Origin of the sequence: Aminobacterium sp., from assembly GCF_034926885.1 — a bacterium.
In the GTDB taxonomy this organism is placed as follows: Bacteria; Synergistota; Synergistia; order Synergistales; family Aminobacteriaceae; genus Aminobacterium.
The window spans coordinates 207,501-225,618 of the sequence record NZ_JAYFQR010000002.1; the positions used below are offsets into that span (position 1 = coordinate 207,501).

The following is an 18,118-nucleotide window of genomic DNA, read 5'->3' on the forward strand; positions in this document are numbered from 1 at the left end:
GAATCCCTCCTGAATAATTAAAGCAAATACTTTCGCAAGTCAGTATCTTCCATGAGAGGGGAAAGCCTCTCTTCAACAAATAAAGTATCTATCTCTATTACATCACCTTGCCGCTCTGGTGCCGTAAAACTAATATCTTCAAGAAGCTGTTCTATCATCGTATGAAGACGACGAGCTCCTATGTTTTCCATTTCGGTGTTCATTTTCTCAGCTAATGCCGCTATTTTGTAAATAGCCTCTTGAGAAAATCGTATTTCCACATTTTCAGTGCTCAACAGAGCCTGATACTGTTTTATGAGACTATTTTCCGGTTCGACAAGAATGCGAGCCAGCTCATCTTTTCCTAATGGCTGCAACTCCACACGAATGGGGAATCGTCCCTGAAGTTCTGGAACAAGATCAGAAGGTTTAACGCTTGAAAAAGCTCCCGCAGCAATAAAAAGAATGTGATCTGTTTTTACCGTTCCATACTTTGTTTGAACCGATGCCCCTTCAACAATAGGGAGAAGATCCCTCTGAACACCTTCCCTGCTCACATCGGGACCATTAGAAGATCCGCGGGCAACAACCTTATCAAGTTCGTCAATGAAGACAATGCCTTCTTCTTGCGCCTTCTCCAAAGCCTCTTTGCCTACCGACTCCATATCGATAAGTTTTTCAGCTTCTTCGGCCTGCAAGAGCCTTTTGGCATCCACAACCTTCATTCGACGTTTTTTAGTTTTTTTAGGAAGAAAGCCGCTGAGCATTTCATTAATATTCATACCCATCGAATCCATTCCTGCGCCACCAAGAAGAGGTATACCGACAGCAGAATTTTCAGTTACCTCAATCTCTACTTCTCTTCCATCCAGTTTGCCTGTCTTAAGAAGTTCTAAAACTTTATTTCTCGTAGATTCTCTAATAGAGTCATCTTCCTGAGACGGCGCCACTTCCTCCTCTTTTCCCGAAAACATTTTCATAAAGTCGGGCATTGACGATTTTCTCTCCGGTCGTGGAAGCAAAGCATCCACAAGCCGCAACGAAGCTCTCTCTTCTGCAGGACCTTGAACCTCTTCTATCTTTACTTTTTTTACCATGGACACAGCCATTTCGACGAGATCTCGAACCATTGACTCCACATCTCGTCCAACGTAGCCCACTTCAGTAAATTTCGTCGCTTCTACTTTCACAAATGGGGCTTGAACAAGATCAGCCAAACGACGGGCTATCTCCGTCTTTCCTACACCTGTCGGGCCAACCATCAGTATATTTTTAGGAGCTATTTCGTTGGCGAGATCGTGAGACAAATTGCGACGTCGAATTCTATTACGAAGAGCAATGGCTACCGCTCTTTTAGCCTTCTCCTGCCCTATGATGTACCTGTCAAGACACTCAACTACAAGGCGAGGTGTTAAATCCAGCTTCTCTTCTGCTACAATACTCATTCGCCAATCACCTCTACCGTTATCTCTTTATCCGTATAGATACAAATATCCGCAGCTATTTCTATAGATCTGTGGGCGATTTCAGAAACAGACCCTTTACCAGACTCCATAAAAGCCCGTGCAGCCGCCAGGGCGAAACCAGCACCAGATCCGATAGCAGCAACATTGTTCTCCGGTTCAAGCACATCTCCTGCACCTGAAAGTAACAATGTATGGTTTTCATCTGCAACAAGCATAAGGGCCTCAAGTTTTCTCAAAGCGCGATCCAATCTCCACTCTTTAACGAGAGAAACAGCTGCCCTCATAAGGTCTCCGCTATTTTCCTCTAAACGCGCTTCAAAACGCTCAAGAAGTGTCATTGCATCTGCGGTACTCCCTGCAAATCCTGCAAGGACTTTTCCCTTATATAAGCGACGCACCTTCCGTGCCCCTGCCTTTATAATTTGATCTCCTAAGGTTACCTGACCGTCTCCAGCCATCGCCACTGTATCTCCGCGGCGTACACACAATATAGTTGTTCCCTTAAACAGTTCAATCATCTCCTCTAGTTCTCGGAAAAGCATCTATGTAGCTTTGTTTAAGATGTTCTGCCGTCACTGTCAGATACCGTTGTGTCGTCAATAAACTTTCATGTCCCAAAAGCTCTTGCATCACTCGTATAGAAGCTCCACCTTCAAGCATATGGGTTGCAAAGCTATGACGTAACATATGGGGAGTTACCCCAAATAATCCAACTCTCTGCGCGGCTCTCTCCACTATACGCCCAACAGTACGCACAGTAAGATGATCGCCATTTTCCCCCGGGAAGATAAAATTATTTGGTTCTGAAAAAGTATCTTGCCACACCTGAACAGCCTCTTTAGCCATTCTGCCTACGGGAACCATTCGCTCTTTGTCTCCCTTGCCTCGAACCCGCAGCCATCTTTCGACAAGATCTATATCCTCCCAGTGAAGAATTGCAAGCTCTCCAATACGAAGTCCACATCCATAAAGTAACTCTAAAACAGCCCTGTCTCTAAGAGGCGTTGTGCTTTCCGCACTTCCTTTTTCAATTAGCCTCGTAACTTCCTCTACACTTAAAGCACGTGGCAAGCGCGCAGGTAAACGTGGACCCTTAACATTTTTAGCTGGATCTTTCTCCACTAATTTTTTATCAACTAAAAAAAGAAACCAATTTTTTATAGCGGAAAGTTTTCTGGAGACAGATGACTTAGCGTATCCAAAAGAAGCCAAGACCCTCAAATACTCACGAATCAAACGTGTATCTACTTCCGAAAGAAGGGTAACGTCTTGCTCAAGCAAATAGTTAACAAATTGATTGAGATCTACAGCATAATTCTCAATAGTATACAATGACATATTTTTGGCAAAACGCATCTGTTCCAAGTAATAATCCAACGCAGAAGATAACTTTTCAGCCATAATCATATTTTATCATTCTTTTCCAGATACTTGATACTTTTCTAAACAATCAGAATGCCATAAAATTGCAATTTTTGCAACAAGATTTGCCTGAAAAAAGGCAAAAATATAACGACACAAAAAATTTTAAAATCATTGGAATTTATTATTATACATTATACAACAGAGGTCTATTATAAAAAATAGGGGGGGAGTCCTATTTTAGGTAACTTTTGTAAAATTCTTCTAAGAACAACATCGCTCTTTCACCAACTTTTTGACATCGTTCTATTTTTTTACGTATTTTTACATCAAGACGGGGGAATATGCCCAAGTTTACGTTCATAGGGTGAAAAACCTTCGTGTCAGTTTCTGATAAATAACGGAGCAAAGAACCTATCGCTGTCTCTTTAGGCCAAATGGGCATTTCTGTTTGTCTCAAAGAAAACGCCATATAAATAGCAGCAACAAGTCCCATAGCGGTACTCTCAAGATATCCTTCTACTCCCGTTATTTGCCCCGCTAAAAAAAGATTTTTACGATCCCGTAAACGAAGAAAACCATCAAGTACAGTAGGTGCATTGACGTATATATTCCTATGCATAACACCATAACGGGCAAACTCAGCATCTTGAAGCCCTGGGATAAGTTTAAAAACTCGAGCTTGCTCTCCCCATTTCAGGCTTGTCTGAAAACCAACTAAATTAAAAAGAGTGCCATCTTTATTATCTTGTCGAAGCTGAACAACAGCATAGGGTTCTTCTCCTGTAAGGGGATTGGGCAAACCAACTGGTCTTAAAGGACCAAAACGGAGAGTATCGATACCTCTGGAGGCAATAACTTCTATTGGTAAACATCCCTCAAAATAACGAATGTCCTTTTCAAATTCATGACGTGTGGCTCGCTCTGCAGAGACAAGAGCATTCCAAAAACGAATATACTCTTCTTCGTTCATGGGACAATTTATATAATCTGCTTCTTGACCGTAGCGTCCTGCTTTGTACGCTTTCGTCATATCGATGGAATCGTAAAAAACTACCGGAGCTATAGCATCAAAAAAAGAAAAATATTCTTCTCCTGTTATTTTCTTCAATTCTTCTGCAAGAGAAGGGCTTGTTAAGGGACCTGTAGCAATAATAGCAGGTTCCTCCGGCAACGATGTCATCTCTCGTCTTTCAATTCTTATACAAGGATGTTCTGAAAGTTTTTTCGTTATGTAACCAGCAAAAGCGTCACGATCAACGGCAAGTGCTTTGCCTGCAGGAACGCTCGTATGATCTGCAGCTTCCATTATGAGACTACCAAGATAACGAAGCTCAGCCTTTAATATTCCAGCTGGGCTTGTCATATTATCAGCACCAAGAGAATTACTGCATACAAGTTCCCCCATCATATCGGTCTGATGTGCTGGGGTTGTTATTTTCGGTCTCATCTCTACTAAACAAACAGGATATCCTCTTTGTGCCAACTGCCAAGCTGCTTCGCTCCCGGCCAATCCGCCACCAAGAACCAGAATTTCGTTTGATCTGTCCATAATTACTTTTTCTCCTTTTTCCAACCACATTCGGGGCATTCTGGAAGACTTTTTTTGTTTTTGCGAACAAGTGGAGTTCCACACTCTGGACACTTTTCTCCTGTAGGTTCGTTCCATGAGACATATTTACATTCAGGATATCGTGAACATCCATAGAAAAACTTTCCTTTTTTACTTCTTCTTCGAACAACTTCTCCATTTTCAGTTTCCCCACATAGGGGACACTTCACACCAATAGTTTTCAGAATTGGGCGAGTATATCGACATTCAGGATATCCCGAACAGGCTATAAAATCACCGAAACGTCCTCGTTTTTTAACTAAAGGCTTCCCACATTCCGGACAATCCTCACCAATTGGCTCAGGTTCAGGCAAATCAACAGCCGATGCTTTTTTGGCTTCTTCTAGAGTTTCTGCAAAACCACCCCAGAAAGAACGGACTACATCAACCCATTCAAGCTTATTTTCTTCAATAAGATCCAATTGTCCTTCCATTTGAGCCGTAAAATTCGTATCGACGATGGGAGAAGGGCTTTTAGAGTCAAAATATTGAAGCAAGAAATCGTCTACTGTCATTCCCAAAGAAGTAGGTTCCAACCGTTTTTCTTCGTTCTTTTCAACATATCCTCTGTCGTAAAGTGTTTCAACAATAGTGGCATAGGTTGAAGGTCGTCCAACTCCTTTTTCTTCTAAAGTTTTTATAAGAGTCGCTTCTGAGTAGCGCGCAGCAGGTTTTGTAAAACGCTGTTCTTTAGAAATATCATGGCATATTAGCTCTTCTTCTGAAACTGCTGGAGCTAATTCGCTCCCTTTTAACTCTAATGGCCATAATTTTCCCCATCCATCAAAAATTAAAGTCTCTCCTGTTTGCCTTAAGCCATAAGAACCCGCTTCCACATCAAGAATAGCATTGGCAACAACGGCGGGAGCCATTTGCGAAGCAACGAAACGGTTCCAAATAAGAGAATACAGCTTGTATTGTTCAGGTGTTAATACACTTTTTAAGCTTTCTGGTGTCAACGTCACATCTGTCGGTCGAATTGCTTCATGAGCATCCTGACTTCTGGCTTTAGATGTAAACAGGTTGGCAGTTTTAGGAAGATATTCTGATGAATAACTTTGGGTAATATAATTTCTGGTCGCATCTAATGCTTCCGGTGCTATCCGGAGACTATCTGTTCGCATGTATGTAATAAGGCCGGCAGGACCTCGCCCTGGAATATTAATGCCTTCAAAAAGCGCCTGTGCAACAGCCATTGTTCTACGAGGAGAGAAACTTAAACGACGCGCACCTTCCTGTTGTAATGTACTTGTTTTAAAAGGAGGTAAAGGTTTTCTTTTACCTTCTTTTACTTTATATTCTTTTACAACTAAGGCAGCTGATTGAATATCGCTGGCGATCTTTTCTGCTTGTTCTGAGCTCGATATAAGAAGGGGCTTCCCTTCCTTCCAAAAAGATTTATTTTCAAAGCTCATAACCTTTAAATCATATTTCCTTTTATTATCGTTTGATAAGGCTTCCACATTGACATGCCAATATTCCGAAGGAACAAAATTTTTTATTTCTCGTTCCCTATCGCATATCAGATTGAGAGCTACAGATTGCACTCGCCCAGCAGAAAGGCCATAGCGTATCTTTTTCCACAATAGCGGACTTAAAGAATAGCCGACAAGACGGTCAAGAACACGACGTGCTTGTTGCGCATCTACTCTATTCATATCTACGGACTCAGGCTTTTTAATTGCCGCTTTGACAGCCTTTGGCGTAACTTCGTAAAAACGGACCCGGCATTGCGATTCTGGATCAAGTTTCAAAATATCGCAAAGATGCCAAGCAATAGCCTCCCCTTCCCTATCAGGGTCAGATGCCAGTAGTATTTTCTGACTCCCTTGAGCAAGTTTAACTAATTCATTTTTTATTTTGGCTTTTCCTTTAACTAGAATATATTCTGGTTGAAAGTTGTTTTCGATATCAATAGCGATCCGGCTTTTAGGAAGGTCTTTGATGTGGCCAATGCTCGCTTTTACTGTATATTTTGATCCTAATATTTTAGAAAGAGTTTTCGCTTTTGTGGGAGATTCGACTACAACAAGAGTTTTCCCCGTTTCTTTCTTCGTCATAAGATCCTCCTTGTTTAATGTTTAATGGACAAAATACTGACCCTTTACTGAATCATAAAGCGAACCAGTCGAGTCAAAATGAGAAATTGTTGAATCTGCTGTTCTCTGTATGATGCTCATAAAAGTTATGGCATCAATATGCCCTCCACGAACCTGCCCGATCATCATGGCATCTTCTATAGCTATTTCTATAACGTTTCTAGCGTATTCTTCAGTGAGAAAAAGCTGGTAAATAAGTTCGAGAGCATCTTCTGTAAGAAACATTCTTTCAAGATCATGAACTAATCGCGTCAATATGATACGCTCCTTTACTTTGATTCAATAGAGGCCCGAAATCGGCCAGGCCCTGATGAATATATAAGATCTAACGCAGACAGATGACTCACGCAAGAGATAACATCAGCGGCAGTCATTTTACCTTGAGCAGTTAAGTTGTCAACTGTTTGGTCTCCATGATTTTGAATAAGATTGAGAATTTTTTGCTCTTTTTCACTTATATTCGGACATAACGATTTACTCTTTTCTTTTTTTGAGTTCAATAAATGAAGTTGTGTAATCGGTGACAGCGTTTCAGCAAAATCCGCTAGATCGACAAGAGGATGGGCACCGTCATAAAGAAGTTTATTGGAACCACTACATATTTTTTCATCTATCCGACCAGGCACAACCCATATTTCACGTCCTATATCCAAGGCAATCTGGGCTGTAACGATAGCTCCACTTCGCTTTGGAGCTTCAACTATGACGATTTTATCAGCTAAACCAGCTATTATCCGATTTCGTTTAGGAAAATGCCAAGGTTTTGCACTTATGCCTAAACCGTACTCTGTAACAAGAGCCCCAGAAGAGAGAATATTTCTAAATAATTCTTCATGCTGTTTAGGGTAAACATGGTCCAATCCATGGGCAAGCACAACTGCTGTCTCTCCTCCAGCATCTAAGCTTCCACTATGTGCTGCCCCATCAATACCAAGAGCTCCTCCGCTTAACAAGGTCCAGTTTTTATCTGCTGCCACACGCCCTAATGCTCTAGCCACCTGTTGCCCATAATATGTACTCCTTCGTGTTCCAACAACCGAAAGTATAGGTTTCTTAAAAGAATAATTTCCACGAACGTAGAGAACCAACGGTGCATTTTCCATCTTCTCTAGTTTTTTGGGATAGCCTGATTCTCCCATAAAAAGCAATTGCACTCCAACAGACTCACAACGATATCTTTCTTTCTCTGCCCATTGGGAGTGAACCAGATAGACAAGACGTTTATACGTTCGAGATGTAAGACTTTTCTTTTGTTCATCCGTTAAAAATCCGTTTCGGATCGTTTCAATTTTCTCTTCACTATCAGCAATTTTATCCCATAAACGGCGATCTGCTTCTATGGCATTTATAAGTAAAAGAGCCTCCTGACGAGGAGTCATAAAGAAACACTCCCCTTTCTATAAGCAAGAGCTTCGGCTACATGCGAGACTTCTACTTCAGAAGAACCGGCAAGATCCGCTATTGTACGCGAAACTTTTAACACTCTGCTTATTCCCCTTCCAGAAAGACGAAGTCGATCTGACATTTGGATCAAGAAAGAACGGACATCTCGGCTCAATTGCAAAGAACGTTTTATAAAACGCTCAGGAAGTTCAGCATTACAATGAAAACCATACTTTCCCCATCGTTTTCGTTGTCGCTCCCTGGCCATACAGACACGTTTACGAACAACTTTACTGCTCTCAACCCTTTGATTTTCGAAAGAAATTAATTCTTTCGGGAGAAGACGTGGAACAGACACGTGTAAATCAATGCGATCTAAAATAGGTCCGGAAATGCGTTTTCTATATCTCTCTTTCTCATATGCCGAACAAATACATTGTTCCACCATGTCTCCATCCCAACCGCAAGGACAAGGGTTACAGGCAGCTATAAGCAAAACACGACATGGGAAAACAACACGCCCAGCTGCTCGGCTTACTACTATTTTTCCATCCTCCAACGGTTGACGGAGAGCTTCTAAAAGATCCCGCCTAAACTCCGTAAATTCATCAAGAAAGAGAACACCACGGTGAGCAAGGCTTATCTCTCCTGGACGAAGAGCTGACCCTCCCCCGCAAATCGCAACAATACTTGCTGTAGGATGGACTGTATAAAAAGGTGGCTGGAGGGTCGCTTGGAAGTCAAGCTTGGCAGTACTGTGAACTTGAAGGCTTTCCAATAATTCTTCTTGAGAAAGTGGTGGTAAAATTCCTCGTATTGCTCTGGCAAGCATTGTTTTTCCACTTCCAGGGGAACCAACAAGAATCAAATTATGATGGCCTGCTGCTGCTATTTCCAGAGCTCTTTTAGCTCCACTCTGTCCTTTAATATCAGCCAAATCAGGATCGGCGACAATGTTCTCAGATGGAAGTATTTCTTTTCTAAGGGGAGAAAGTAATGTTCTTCCTTTTATATGATCGAATAATTGTTGCAGACTTGAAACAGCATATGCCTCTACATCAGGAACTAATGAAACCTCAAAGGCATTTTCTTGCGGAACAAAGAGGGGAATTTTAAGCTTCCGAGCCAAGAAGGCAGCTGGAACCACTCCCCTTGTTTTTCGTAATCGACCATCAAGAGCCAGCTCTCCCACAAAAAGAGCCGGTTTATTTAAAGAAATAACACCTAATTTCTGTGCAATACCTAAAGCTATAGGGAGATCAAGAAGGGCTCCTTCTTTAGGGCTGTCAGCAGGTGCAAGATTTACAGTAACACGTCCGCGAACTGGAATAAGAAGGCTGCGCAAAGCCGCACGGACCCTCTCCCGAGATTCTCGTACAGCAGCGTCAGGAAGGCCTACAACTGCGATAAAAAAAAGACCACCTGTTATTTCAACTTCAACTTCTACTTTCAGAGCTTGCACGCCTTGAAGCGTAATACCATAAATAGGGATCACAAAAAAGACATCCCGTTCGTAATATCTTTGAAATGTTCTATGGAATAACTATCATCTTTATGACACGTAATTCCCAAGAGATCAATTCTCCAAAAACCATTCCAATCTACTTTTTCCACATAGCAAGACCCTGCATATACCAATCTTCGCGTTTTCACAGGTCCCACCGATTCTTCAGGAGACATAAGATATCCTAATGATCGAGTTCGAACCTCTACTACAACAAGTTCATCCTTATCCATGGCTACTATGTCGAGCTCTCCCCGAGGAAAATAAACATTGCGATCCAGAATATTCCATCCCTTTTTATGGAGATAAGAACATGCTGTTTCTTCCCCCCAACGGCCAAGTGCAACATGATCCACGGTTTTATTCATCTCCTTTGTCAAGTTTATATAAGAAAGCAAGGATACGCGCTACAGCTTCGTAAAGATCTACAGGGATTTCTTCTCCTAGCTCAAGGGTTAAAAGAGCTGAAACCAATGCAGCATCTTCTACGATAGGAATATTTGCTTCCTTCGCAACTTCAATGATTCGCCTGGCGAGAAAATCTTCACCAAAAGCATCTACTCTAGGAGCATTATCTTTTTCGGGATTATATGAAAGGGCTGCCGCTTTTTTTCTTTTATCAAAAGCGTTCATATTTCTACATCAAACCTCCTATACACAATATCTCTCTCTATATCCTTCAAAGCAACGGAAATATATTGTGTATGGAGAGGGAGCCCATCTAGCAAATCGTAAAGCTCCGTTTTTCTTCTGCGGAGAATTCTTTGCACAGTCGGATTTTCCACCTTCAGTGTAACTCCCAGCGAATGACCTTCTGTTGCAACTTCTCCTGACACAGTTTTTAGATTGTAGCAATCCAGATCAAATGCAACTCTCCAAAAAGAATTTTTCAAATTTTCCAAACTTCTTTTTTCTACTCTTACTTTGGCGGCAAGTGTTTCTGTTTCTTCTCCTACAGGCCACCATGCTGAAAAAAAGGGCACGACTTCGCTATGATTCTGTCGCGCCGATTTCATAAGCAAACTATGGGCTTGCAAAAAACAACCTACATCGTCTGTATCTGACAATAAACGTCTTAACACCGCGTGAGGATTTTCCCCTTTTTCAAGTCCCTCATGAAACTTCTGGCGAATCTTTTTCCACACATCAAGAAGTTCTTCTTTGGAAAGACCTATATACCATACCAGAAGATTAATGTTTTGGGAGGATAAAGGCAAATTTCGAGCCCAGAGCTCCACAAGGGGGGCAAGCATGTTTTGCTTCCCTCCTGCGCGAATCCATGCTACTTGAAGACTTTTTAATACTTCCGTCGAGATAGGGAGTCCTCGAAGCAAAAGAGCTTCAGCTATAGGACGATCAGTTTCGGACAAGCTTCCCAGGAGAGCTACATCAACGTCACGAAGGCGAAGAACAGGAATGTCTCCTGACGTATCCCAAATGGCCTGAAATCGCTGACCTACAACGAGAGGAATATTAGCCATAGCTTTAAGATTCTGCGATCCTATTCGGACAAGATATCCCCCCTGCCATGTATCTATAACGCGCCCTTCAACAAGACTCCCATTGGCAATGGCCTTAGTGGATGAAGCTTTCGTAGACGAGACATTACTTTCAGACAGAGTCTGATGTAAACTTTCCGATACATTTTTTCCGCCAACCGGACCAGAAAGGCCATTGAGAGACATCATGGCGTCGGGACCTTCCATGTAAAGCTTTTACGATGAATGGGCGATAGTCCAAAATGAGCAATAAGAGTTCGATGTTTCACGGTAGGATACCCTTTATGCTTGGCAAATTCATATTGGGGATACACCCTGTCTAAAGCTATCATAGCCCTGTCTCGTAAAACTTTTGCTATAACAGAGGCAGCTGCCACTTCTGGGATAAGGCTATCTGCCTTCGGCATGGCCTGTTGAGAAACACCCTCAAGATACGGAATTCGAATATTTCCATCGACAATAATTTCATCAAAGACAGGGGGCAGCTTTTTAACAGATCTATACATGGCCCAAAGAGTAGCCTGAAGAATGTTCATGCTATCAATACGCCGTGGAGAAGCAGCCTGGGCCTTCCAAACCACACCAAGACTAAGCATTACTTTAAAAATTTTCTCACGCTTTACAGGGGTAAGTTTTTTCGAATCATTGAGACCTAAAGCCAACAAACTTTCCTTTTGAGATGGCGTTAAAATGGCTGCAGCTGCAACAACTGGTCCTGCTAAAGGGCCACGACCTGCTTCATCAACGCCAATAATTAATCGATCTCCCATGGATACCGCTCCCCTGGCCATTCTAAAGTTATACGTCCAAGCTTTCCAGTCGAAAAAGTATCAAGAAAGCGCTGTCCTGCTAAAGAGAAATCAACACGTCCACCACTAACCAGACACCCCAAGCGACGCCCGATTTTTTCAAGAGTAATCAGTGATTCCTCAGCTTCATTCTCTATATTCCACTTCTCTTCTATCAAATGCCAATATCCACGTTCTTTTAAAAACTCAATAAGAGAAAGAGCAACAACATCGGTCCCACCTATAACCTGAGCCTTTGAGCTTCCAAGCCAGGCCAAACGGCGATGGACTTCATTATGTGAATGGGGATCAAGTATTCCAGGAGAATCTACAGCAAGAATATCTTGTCCCTTATACCATGAAACACCTTTAGTAACTCCGGGAATACCTCCAACCTGAGCTCGTTTTTTACCCACGAGAAGATTCAAAAACAATGATTTCCCCACATTGGGGATTCCAACAACAGCAAGGCGAAGTTCTCTATGGGAAGGCTTCATCTTGGTTAAATCACGACGCAACGATTGTATTTTCCCCTCTAAGAGATTGAATGCCCAAGCTTTACTTTTCTGAGAAGCAAAGAAACTTAACCAAGCTTTTGTTGCCCCTTCTTCAGCGAGATCAGCTCGAGTAAGAACGATATATACAGGGCATATCTTGGAAAGCTGAACAGTCATCGGCGAAGACGTAAGCTGCGGAGCTCTTGCATCGCGAAGTTCGAAAATAATATCTAGTTTTTTGGCTAATTCCTCCAGTTTGCGCTTACCTTTAGCCATATGTCCTGGGAACCAAACTGTACGTGGCACGTTAACGAACAACTCCTATTCTATTGAGAGGCCAATATCGAAAAAGGACAGGGCCTCGAATATTTTTTTGGGGGACAAATCCCCAATAGCGGCTATCCTGAGAGTGAGAACGATTATCTCCCATGGCAAAATACATTTTTGCAGGTATATGTACGGGAACATTCGGGAAAATCAAATTTGGCAAAAGTGTATAATCATCAGCTTGTTTAACATAGCCTTCATGAAGAGGATTATTATTTATATAGACAACTCCATCTTTAATATGAAGAGTATCCCCAGGAAGACCTATGATTCTTTTAACAAAATCTCTTTTAGGGTCTAAGGGGAATTTAAAGACAAAAATATCTCCCCGCTTAGGTTCTCGAAAAGTATATAGAAATTTTGCTACCAAAACTCTGTCCCCTGGTTCTAATGTAGGAAGCATAGAGCCACTTGGGATCCAAAATGCCTGCACAATAAAAGTTCTTAAAATGAGTGCAAGCACAAGAGCCCATAATATTGTTTCAACAAATTCTCTCCACCATGGCCTCACTTCCGCCATTAAACGAACCCCCACTTCTACTACATTATCGGAATTGTCTTTTTATACCCCAGTACTTTTGAGATTTCAATAGAGATGTATTCAGTTTACCTTTTTTCTTCGATGCTGACAAAACAATGTGGTGAAACAATGACTTTACAAACTTTTTCCCCTTGCTGAGGTCTTGTTGAAACATCAAGAACAAACGCAGGAGAAATCGTATGCCAATAAGGACTATATAGCGGAGCTCTATTGAATCCTCCCATCTGAAACCATGCACGACCATGAGCATCATAAATCTCTCGTTCTCCAGTATCCCACGTAATCCTTATTTGATCGACAGGACGATCTCCTGGCAAGAGACGAATAATACACGAAGTTCTTTCTAGTCTGCCCTTTGTTAATTGCGATTCAAACCACAGAGCAAAACGTTCCGCTTCTTGTCTGGCTTTATAACAAGAAGAATTAACTCGAAAAAGAGGCCGAAAGCCAGCACAAAAAACTCCCAACATTATTATCGTTATAGCACATACAACAAGGAGCTCAAAGGACGAAAAACCTTCACTAATAAAAAGAGGGAGCCCTTTTGAGCTCCCTCCACATAACCTCTTTTTAATATTACGAAAGGGCATCGTACCCGAGGTTGAGAACTTTCAAGTTTGCATCTGCAAACTTTTCTGGAGATAACTGATTTATAGCTTCCCGAACTTCGTCAATTTTAACATTGCTGACATTAGATGCACAAAGAGCTCCTAAAATGAGAACATTTAAGAAGAGAAAATTACCCCCCATATGCTCTTTTAAAAGGTCATACCCTTTGATCTTAAAAAGTTTTATGTCCTTTTTTCTCAAGTAATTGTCAAGATGGCTATTACCAAAAGCTTTTTCGTCAAATATATTGACAATCAAATTTCCTCCGTCGCGAAGAAAGTGTAGATTTCTTATAGCTTCATTTTGATCAAAAGCCAAAAGAATATCAGCTTCCCCAGCCTTTACCAACGGGCTTTTATACTCCCCTATTTTGAAATGGCTGATAACAGAGCCTCCACGTTGCGCCATACCATGAACTTCGCTACCCATTACATTCTCTTTCCGAGACATGGCTATATGGCCCAATACCTTTGTTGAAAATAAAATTCCCTGTCCACCAATTCCAACTATGACATACTGCATGGGTCTACGCCTCCTCCACAGGAATTATAGCCCCGTGCGGACATACTTGAGTGCAAACGCCGCAAGATACACAGAATCGTTCATCGATGTAAGCTTTCTTCTTAGCTTCGTCAAAAACAAGCCCAGGGCAATTAAAGAAATTGATGCAGAATTTACAACCAATACATTTCTCCGAATCCACTTTTACCTGAATCTTATCTTGTTGCTCTCGAAGAAGCATGCATGGGTGCTTAAATATAAGCACAGCTGGTTCCTGATGTTCTTTTGCGTATTCCCAGGCTTCTTTTACCAACCTTTTGCCTTCTTCCACATCATAGGCTTCAAGAGTTTGCACATAGTGAACGCCACAACCCCGAACAACCTGCTCGATTTCTACTATTCGCCCCTCATCCCCTTTGCGCAACTTATCTCCTACAGAAGGATTCGACTGGGCACCTGTCATCGCCGTTGTTCTGTTATCAAGAATGCTTAAAACAAAAGCGTGCTTGTTATATACTGCGCTAACAAGCCCGGGTATTCCCATGTGGAAAAAAGTAGAGTCGCCTATTGTGGAAACAATGGGTTGATCCTTTCCCATTACTTTATGAGCTAAATAAAGGCCAGAAGCCATAGTTACAGACGCACCCATATCCATAACGGCATCTGCTCCCTTCTGATTAACAGAAAGGGTATAACAACCAATATCAGATGGGTTAATGGCATTCGGAATAGCCTGACGAATTGCAAAAATGCTTGCTCGGTGAGGACAACCAGGGCATAACATAGGCTTTCTCGGAGTTATCTTTAACTCTTCAAGAGCTGCCTTCAGGTCGCTATCAGCACCAACAGCTTTCTCTTCGTCAAGAGCCTTAAGAATGATAGATTCAATAACTTCAGGTAAAAGCTCACCTGCTCTTGGAACAAATCCATTCCAGCGCCCCTTGACCTTTGTTCGGTCTAAGAGCTGCATTTCAACAACAGGATAGGTTTCTTCAAGAACAAGAACATTTTCATGGCGATTGATAAAATCTGTCACCATTTTTATTGGTAATGGCACTGGAGTTCCGATTTTCAATATGGAGATATCTTCACGTCCCCAAGCCTTCAAAATATCATAAACAATAGAAAAAGAGACGCCAGAGGCAATAATGCCAAGCTTGGCTTTGCCTTTTGCAGGAATTTCATAGTTATATTTGCTATATTCTGTTTCGAAATCTTCTCTGATTTGATCGTTTTTCTTATTGAGTTTAGGATGGTTGATTCTGACAGTAGCAGGAAGACAAACCCATCGTGCCGGATCTTTTTCAAAACGTATCTCTCTGTCTATAGTAAGAACATCTTTTATATCTACGTCCTGACGACAGTGATCTACGCGTACACTCGGTCGAAGCATTGTAATGATGTTGTATTTCTCCGAAAGATCATATGCATCGAAAACCATATCTTTCGCTTCCGCCGCAGTCGAAGGATCAAAGCATGGCACTTTAGCAAAATATGCAAAAAAGCGGCTATCCTGTTCTGTCTGAGAACTATGGGGACCTGGATCATCAGCTACAACTAATAGCATTCCACCCTTCATATCGAAATGAGCAGCACTCATAAATGGATCGGCAGCAACATTCAAACCAACTTGCTTCATAACGACGCAAGATCGAACTCCTGTAAAAGCTGCTGACGTTGCCATTTCAAAAGCTACTTTTTCATTTGCTCCCCACTCAACGGCTGTAGAAGTTCCGAGCGCATCTGCAAACTTAGCCACTGCTGGCAAAATCTCCGAAGAAGGAGTTCCTGGATATGCAGTAGCCACAGCACAGCCGGCTTCCACAATACCACGAGCGATGGCTTCATTGCCCAAGAGTATCGCCTTTGTGCTCACCGTACACGCCACCTCCATTATTTTTCTTCAATAAGTTTTTGAATCCAGAGATAAAAAGGATGTTTTCTTCGAAGCAACTTTCCCTCTTTATCAACAAAGGCATGACGAGTTGTGCCCTCTGCCAATGTTTTTTTATCTTCTTCTCTCTCAATACGATATCCAAATCGCATACTCGACACTTTTATTTCTTCAACCCACGTTGTAACAGTCAGGTTATCATCGTAACGTGCTGGGGATAGATATCGACAAGATGCCTCCACTACCGGTAAAAGCACCCCTTCTTCTTCCCATTTAGTGTAGGGTATACCTAAAGCACGACAATATTCAGTACGTCCAATCTCAAACCACGTTAAATAATTGGCGTAATAAACAATTCCCATTTGATCTGTTTCGCTATAACGAACTCGCAAAGAAATGGCAATTTCATGATACAAAGGGGAAAACCTCCCTTAAAACAAAGAATAAAAAGTAGCTCTATGAAGGATTTTAGGCAAGAAAAAGGAATCGTTCTTTATAGAATTATATACCATAGATACCAAAAGTGTGACAATTTATGGCTATCGTTAAAATTGTATAACGTATTTTGCCTATAATAAATTAAAAACACCACTTACGATGGGCTACCATCATGCATTCATAACTAACGACAAAAAAGCCTCTTTCCTCAAGCCATAATTCCACTGTTGGATTCTCCGCTCCCGGCTGAAACCAAACTACCGGATGATTTTTTTTATTCTTCACTAATTCTTCTGCTACAGGTTGTTGCAAGGAAGGTGAGAGAAAAAAAGCAACAACATCAATAGAATCTGGTATTTCGCTCAAAGAATCAAAACAGGGAATGCCGAGAATTTCCTTTCCTTTATATGCTGGGTTTACAGGATAAAGTGTGTGACCAATCTTTTGAAGATAATTCATCACACCATAAACAGGTCTGTTTTCTTTCGGGGAAGCTCCTATTATGGCGATAGAAGAAGGGGTACAAATGTATTTTTTGATCACTTCCATTCTCTCCATCGCTAGTCCTCCTCTTTAAGAAATAAAAATCTCTAAAATTATAGCCCATCTTTTCTATGAAAAGGGTTGTCTGCTTCCAGACCAATGTGTATAATACATGCCCGGACACATGTCCCTTTAGTATAAGCGGAGGACTGGCCGAGTGGTCGATGGCGGCTGACTTGAAATCAGTTGAGGCGTGAGCCTCCAGGGGTTCGAATCCTCTGTCCTCCGCCATTTTCATGCCTTTATTTAGGAATACCTACCCTCGGTAGAGGCCAGAAACGGAAAAATGCAGGGCCACGCAAAGCTTCCTTAGAAACAAACTGATGTTCCCAGTAACGTCCATCCCATGAATTAGGCCTGTTGTCTCCCAACATAAAGTAGTGATCTTGCGGCACTGTTATAGAATTCATTGAAACTGAATCATGATTTTGTATATAGGGTTCCTGAAGAGGCTCACCATTTACATAGACAACGCCATCCCGAATTTCTATCGTCTCTCCTGGTAGCCCAATGATACGTTTTACAAAATCCTTTTTTGTATCGTCAGGAAATTTGAAAACCACAATTTGTCCCCGCTTAGGTTCGGAGAAGTAATACCAAAATTTAGCAGCCATAACGCGGTCTCGAATTTGCAAAGTCGGTATCATCGATCCGCTTGGAATCCAATAAGATTGAACTACAAAGGTACGGAGAACAAGCGCAAGCGCCACTGCCCAAAGAACAGTTTCAAGGGTCTCGCGCCACCAGGGTTTAACAGACATAAAATAACCTCCATCACAAGCTTTAATTTTTAACACTCTTCTATGAGAGAATCCTAAAAAAATATACCACAAAAGGAAAAATAGAGACGCAAAAATAAAAATAACGGCCGACTTAGTTTAAGTCGACCGTTATTTTACAGATTCTCTAGTTTTTAGAACAAGCCGGTAATATTCCCGTTATCGTCAACGTCAATTCTCATAGCGGCTGGAACTTTCGGAAGGCCAGGCATGGTCATTATCGATCCCGTTATGGGAATAATGAAACCTGCTCCCGCCGACAGGCGAACTTCTCTCACCGTCAGCTCAAAGCCTTCT

21 protein-coding genes and 1 tRNA gene are annotated in these 18,118 nt (G+C 41.8%); 1 reads left to right on the plus strand and 21 read right to left on the minus strand.

The window, feature by feature from the left end; all coding sequences use genetic code 11:
* Positions 1-17 precede the first annotated feature (17 nt).
* The 19 genes from hslU to VB083_RS01665 all read right to left on the minus strand — a co-directional run bounded on the left by hslU (position 18) and on the right by VB083_RS01665 (position 17,057).
* Positions 18-1,424, minus strand: a complete 1,407-nt coding sequence (hslU, locus tag VB083_RS01575; protein WP_213696085.1) for an ATP-dependent protease ATPase subunit HslU — start codon at positions 1,422-1,424, stop codon at positions 18-20.
* Positions 1,421-1,963, minus strand: a complete 543-nt coding sequence (hslV, locus tag VB083_RS01580; RefSeq protein WP_213690757.1) for an ATP-dependent protease subunit HslV — start codon at positions 1,961-1,963, stop codon at positions 1,421-1,423. The genes hslU and hslV overlap by 4 nt, the downstream gene beginning before the upstream one ends.
* Positions 1,956-2,852 (minus strand): tyrosine recombinase XerC, encoded by an 897-nt coding sequence (locus tag VB083_RS01585; protein WP_323401629.1) that lies wholly within the window; start codon positions 2,850-2,852, stop codon positions 1,956-1,958. Before VB083_RS01585 ends, hslV begins: the two co-directional genes overlap by 8 nt.
* 190 nt (positions 2,853-3,042) lie before the next feature.
* Complete coding sequence (gene trmFO / locus VB083_RS01590; protein ID WP_213690755.1) at positions 3,043-4,359, minus strand: methylenetetrahydrofolate--tRNA-(uracil(54)-C(5))-methyltransferase (FADH(2)-oxidizing) TrmFO; 1,317 nt, start codon at positions 4,357-4,359, stop codon at positions 3,043-3,045.
* Positions 4,360-4,361: 2 nt separating this feature from the next.
* Complete coding sequence (topA, locus tag VB083_RS01595; protein WP_213690754.1) at positions 4,362-6,479, minus strand: type I DNA topoisomerase; 2,118 nt, start codon at positions 6,477-6,479, stop codon at positions 4,362-4,364.
* Between the two features lie 21 nt (positions 6,480-6,500).
* On the minus strand, positions 6,501-6,773 hold the full coding sequence (locus VB083_RS01600; protein ID WP_213690753.1) for a hypothetical protein: 273 nt from the start codon (positions 6,771-6,773) through the stop codon (positions 6,501-6,503).
* Positions 6,774-6,787: 14 nt separating this feature from the next.
* On the minus strand, positions 6,788-7,897 hold the full coding sequence (gene dprA, locus VB083_RS01605) for a DNA-processing protein DprA (RefSeq protein ID WP_213690752.1): 1,110 nt from the start codon (positions 7,895-7,897) through the stop codon (positions 6,788-6,790).
* Entirely contained in the window at positions 7,894-9,396 is a 1,503-nt protein-coding gene (locus VB083_RS01610) for a YifB family Mg chelatase-like AAA ATPase (protein WP_213690751.1), read from the minus strand. Before VB083_RS01610 ends, dprA begins: the two co-directional genes overlap by 4 nt.
* Positions 9,393-9,761, minus strand: coding sequence for a YraN family protein (locus VB083_RS01615; protein ID WP_307879815.1), 369 nt, complete (start codon positions 9,759-9,761; stop codon positions 9,393-9,395). Before VB083_RS01615 ends, VB083_RS01610 begins: the two co-directional genes overlap by 4 nt.
* Before the next feature lie 4 nt (positions 9,762-9,765).
* Complete coding sequence (locus VB083_RS01620) at positions 9,766-10,038, minus strand: EscU/YscU/HrcU family type III secretion system export apparatus switch protein (RefSeq protein WP_213690749.1); 273 nt, start codon at positions 10,036-10,038, stop codon at positions 9,766-9,768.
* Positions 10,035-11,093 (minus strand): hypothetical protein, encoded by a 1,059-nt coding sequence (locus VB083_RS01625; protein WP_213695921.1) that lies wholly within the window; start codon positions 11,091-11,093, stop codon positions 10,035-10,037. Before VB083_RS01625 ends, VB083_RS01620 begins: the two co-directional genes overlap by 4 nt.
* Positions 11,090-11,674: a ribonuclease HII gene (locus VB083_RS01630; protein ID WP_213690747.1), complete on the minus strand. Its 585-nt coding sequence runs from the start codon at positions 11,672-11,674 to the stop codon at positions 11,090-11,092. Before VB083_RS01630 ends, VB083_RS01625 begins: the two co-directional genes overlap by 4 nt.
* Positions 11,659-12,495 carry a YlqF/YawG family GTPase gene (locus tag VB083_RS01635; protein ID WP_213699239.1) on the minus strand — a complete coding sequence of 279 codons (837 nt, stop codon included), beginning with the start codon at positions 12,493-12,495 and terminating at the stop codon, positions 11,659-11,661. Before VB083_RS01635 ends, VB083_RS01630 begins: the two co-directional genes overlap by 16 nt.
* A gap of 1 nt (position 12,496) precedes the next feature.
* Positions 12,497-13,036, minus strand: coding sequence for a signal peptidase I (lepB, locus tag VB083_RS01640; protein WP_213690745.1), 540 nt, complete (start codon positions 13,034-13,036; stop codon positions 12,497-12,499).
* 86 nt (positions 13,037-13,122) lie between these two features.
* Positions 13,123-13,527: a hypothetical protein gene (locus VB083_RS01645; RefSeq protein WP_213690744.1), complete on the minus strand. Its 405-nt coding sequence runs from the start codon at positions 13,525-13,527 to the stop codon at positions 13,123-13,125.
* Positions 13,528-13,633: 106 nt separating this feature from the next.
* The gene (locus VB083_RS01650) at positions 13,634-14,188 is read right to left on the minus strand and encodes a 2-oxoacid:acceptor oxidoreductase family protein (protein ID WP_213690743.1); all 555 of its coding nucleotides are present in this window, start codon (positions 14,186-14,188) and stop codon (positions 13,634-13,636) included.
* 4 nt (positions 14,189-14,192) lie between these two features.
* Positions 14,193-16,061 carry an indolepyruvate ferredoxin oxidoreductase subunit alpha gene (gene iorA, locus VB083_RS01655; protein WP_213695919.1) on the minus strand — a complete coding sequence of 623 codons (1,869 nt, stop codon included), beginning with the start codon at positions 16,059-16,061 and terminating at the stop codon, positions 14,193-14,195.
* Positions 16,061-16,477: an acyl-CoA thioesterase gene (locus VB083_RS01660; protein WP_213690741.1), complete on the minus strand. Its 417-nt coding sequence runs from the start codon at positions 16,475-16,477 to the stop codon at positions 16,061-16,063. The genes iorA and VB083_RS01660 overlap by 1 nt, the downstream gene beginning before the upstream one ends.
* A gap of 163 nt (positions 16,478-16,640) precedes the next feature.
* On the minus strand, positions 16,641-17,057 hold the full coding sequence (locus tag VB083_RS01665; RefSeq protein ID WP_213690740.1) for a CoA-binding protein: 417 nt from the start codon (positions 17,055-17,057) through the stop codon (positions 16,641-16,643).
* A gap of 128 nt (positions 17,058-17,185) precedes the next feature.
* Here VB083_RS01665 and VB083_RS01670 point away from each other — a divergent pair.
* Positions 17,186-17,273 (plus strand) — tRNA-Ser (locus VB083_RS01670).
* An 11-nt stretch (positions 17,274-17,284) separates the two neighbouring features.
* Here the strand turns inward: VB083_RS01670 and lepB (VB083_RS01675) are convergent.
* Both lepB (VB083_RS01675) and VB083_RS01680 read right to left on the minus strand, forming a co-directional pair.
* Positions 17,285-17,803 carry a signal peptidase I gene (lepB, locus tag VB083_RS01675; protein ID WP_213695917.1) on the minus strand — a complete coding sequence of 173 codons (519 nt, stop codon included), beginning with the start codon at positions 17,801-17,803 and terminating at the stop codon, positions 17,285-17,287.
* 152 nt (positions 17,804-17,955) lie between these two features.
* Positions 17,956-18,118: formate--tetrahydrofolate ligase (locus tag VB083_RS01680; RefSeq protein WP_213699255.1), on the minus strand; the 163-nt coding region annotated here is incomplete at its 5' end.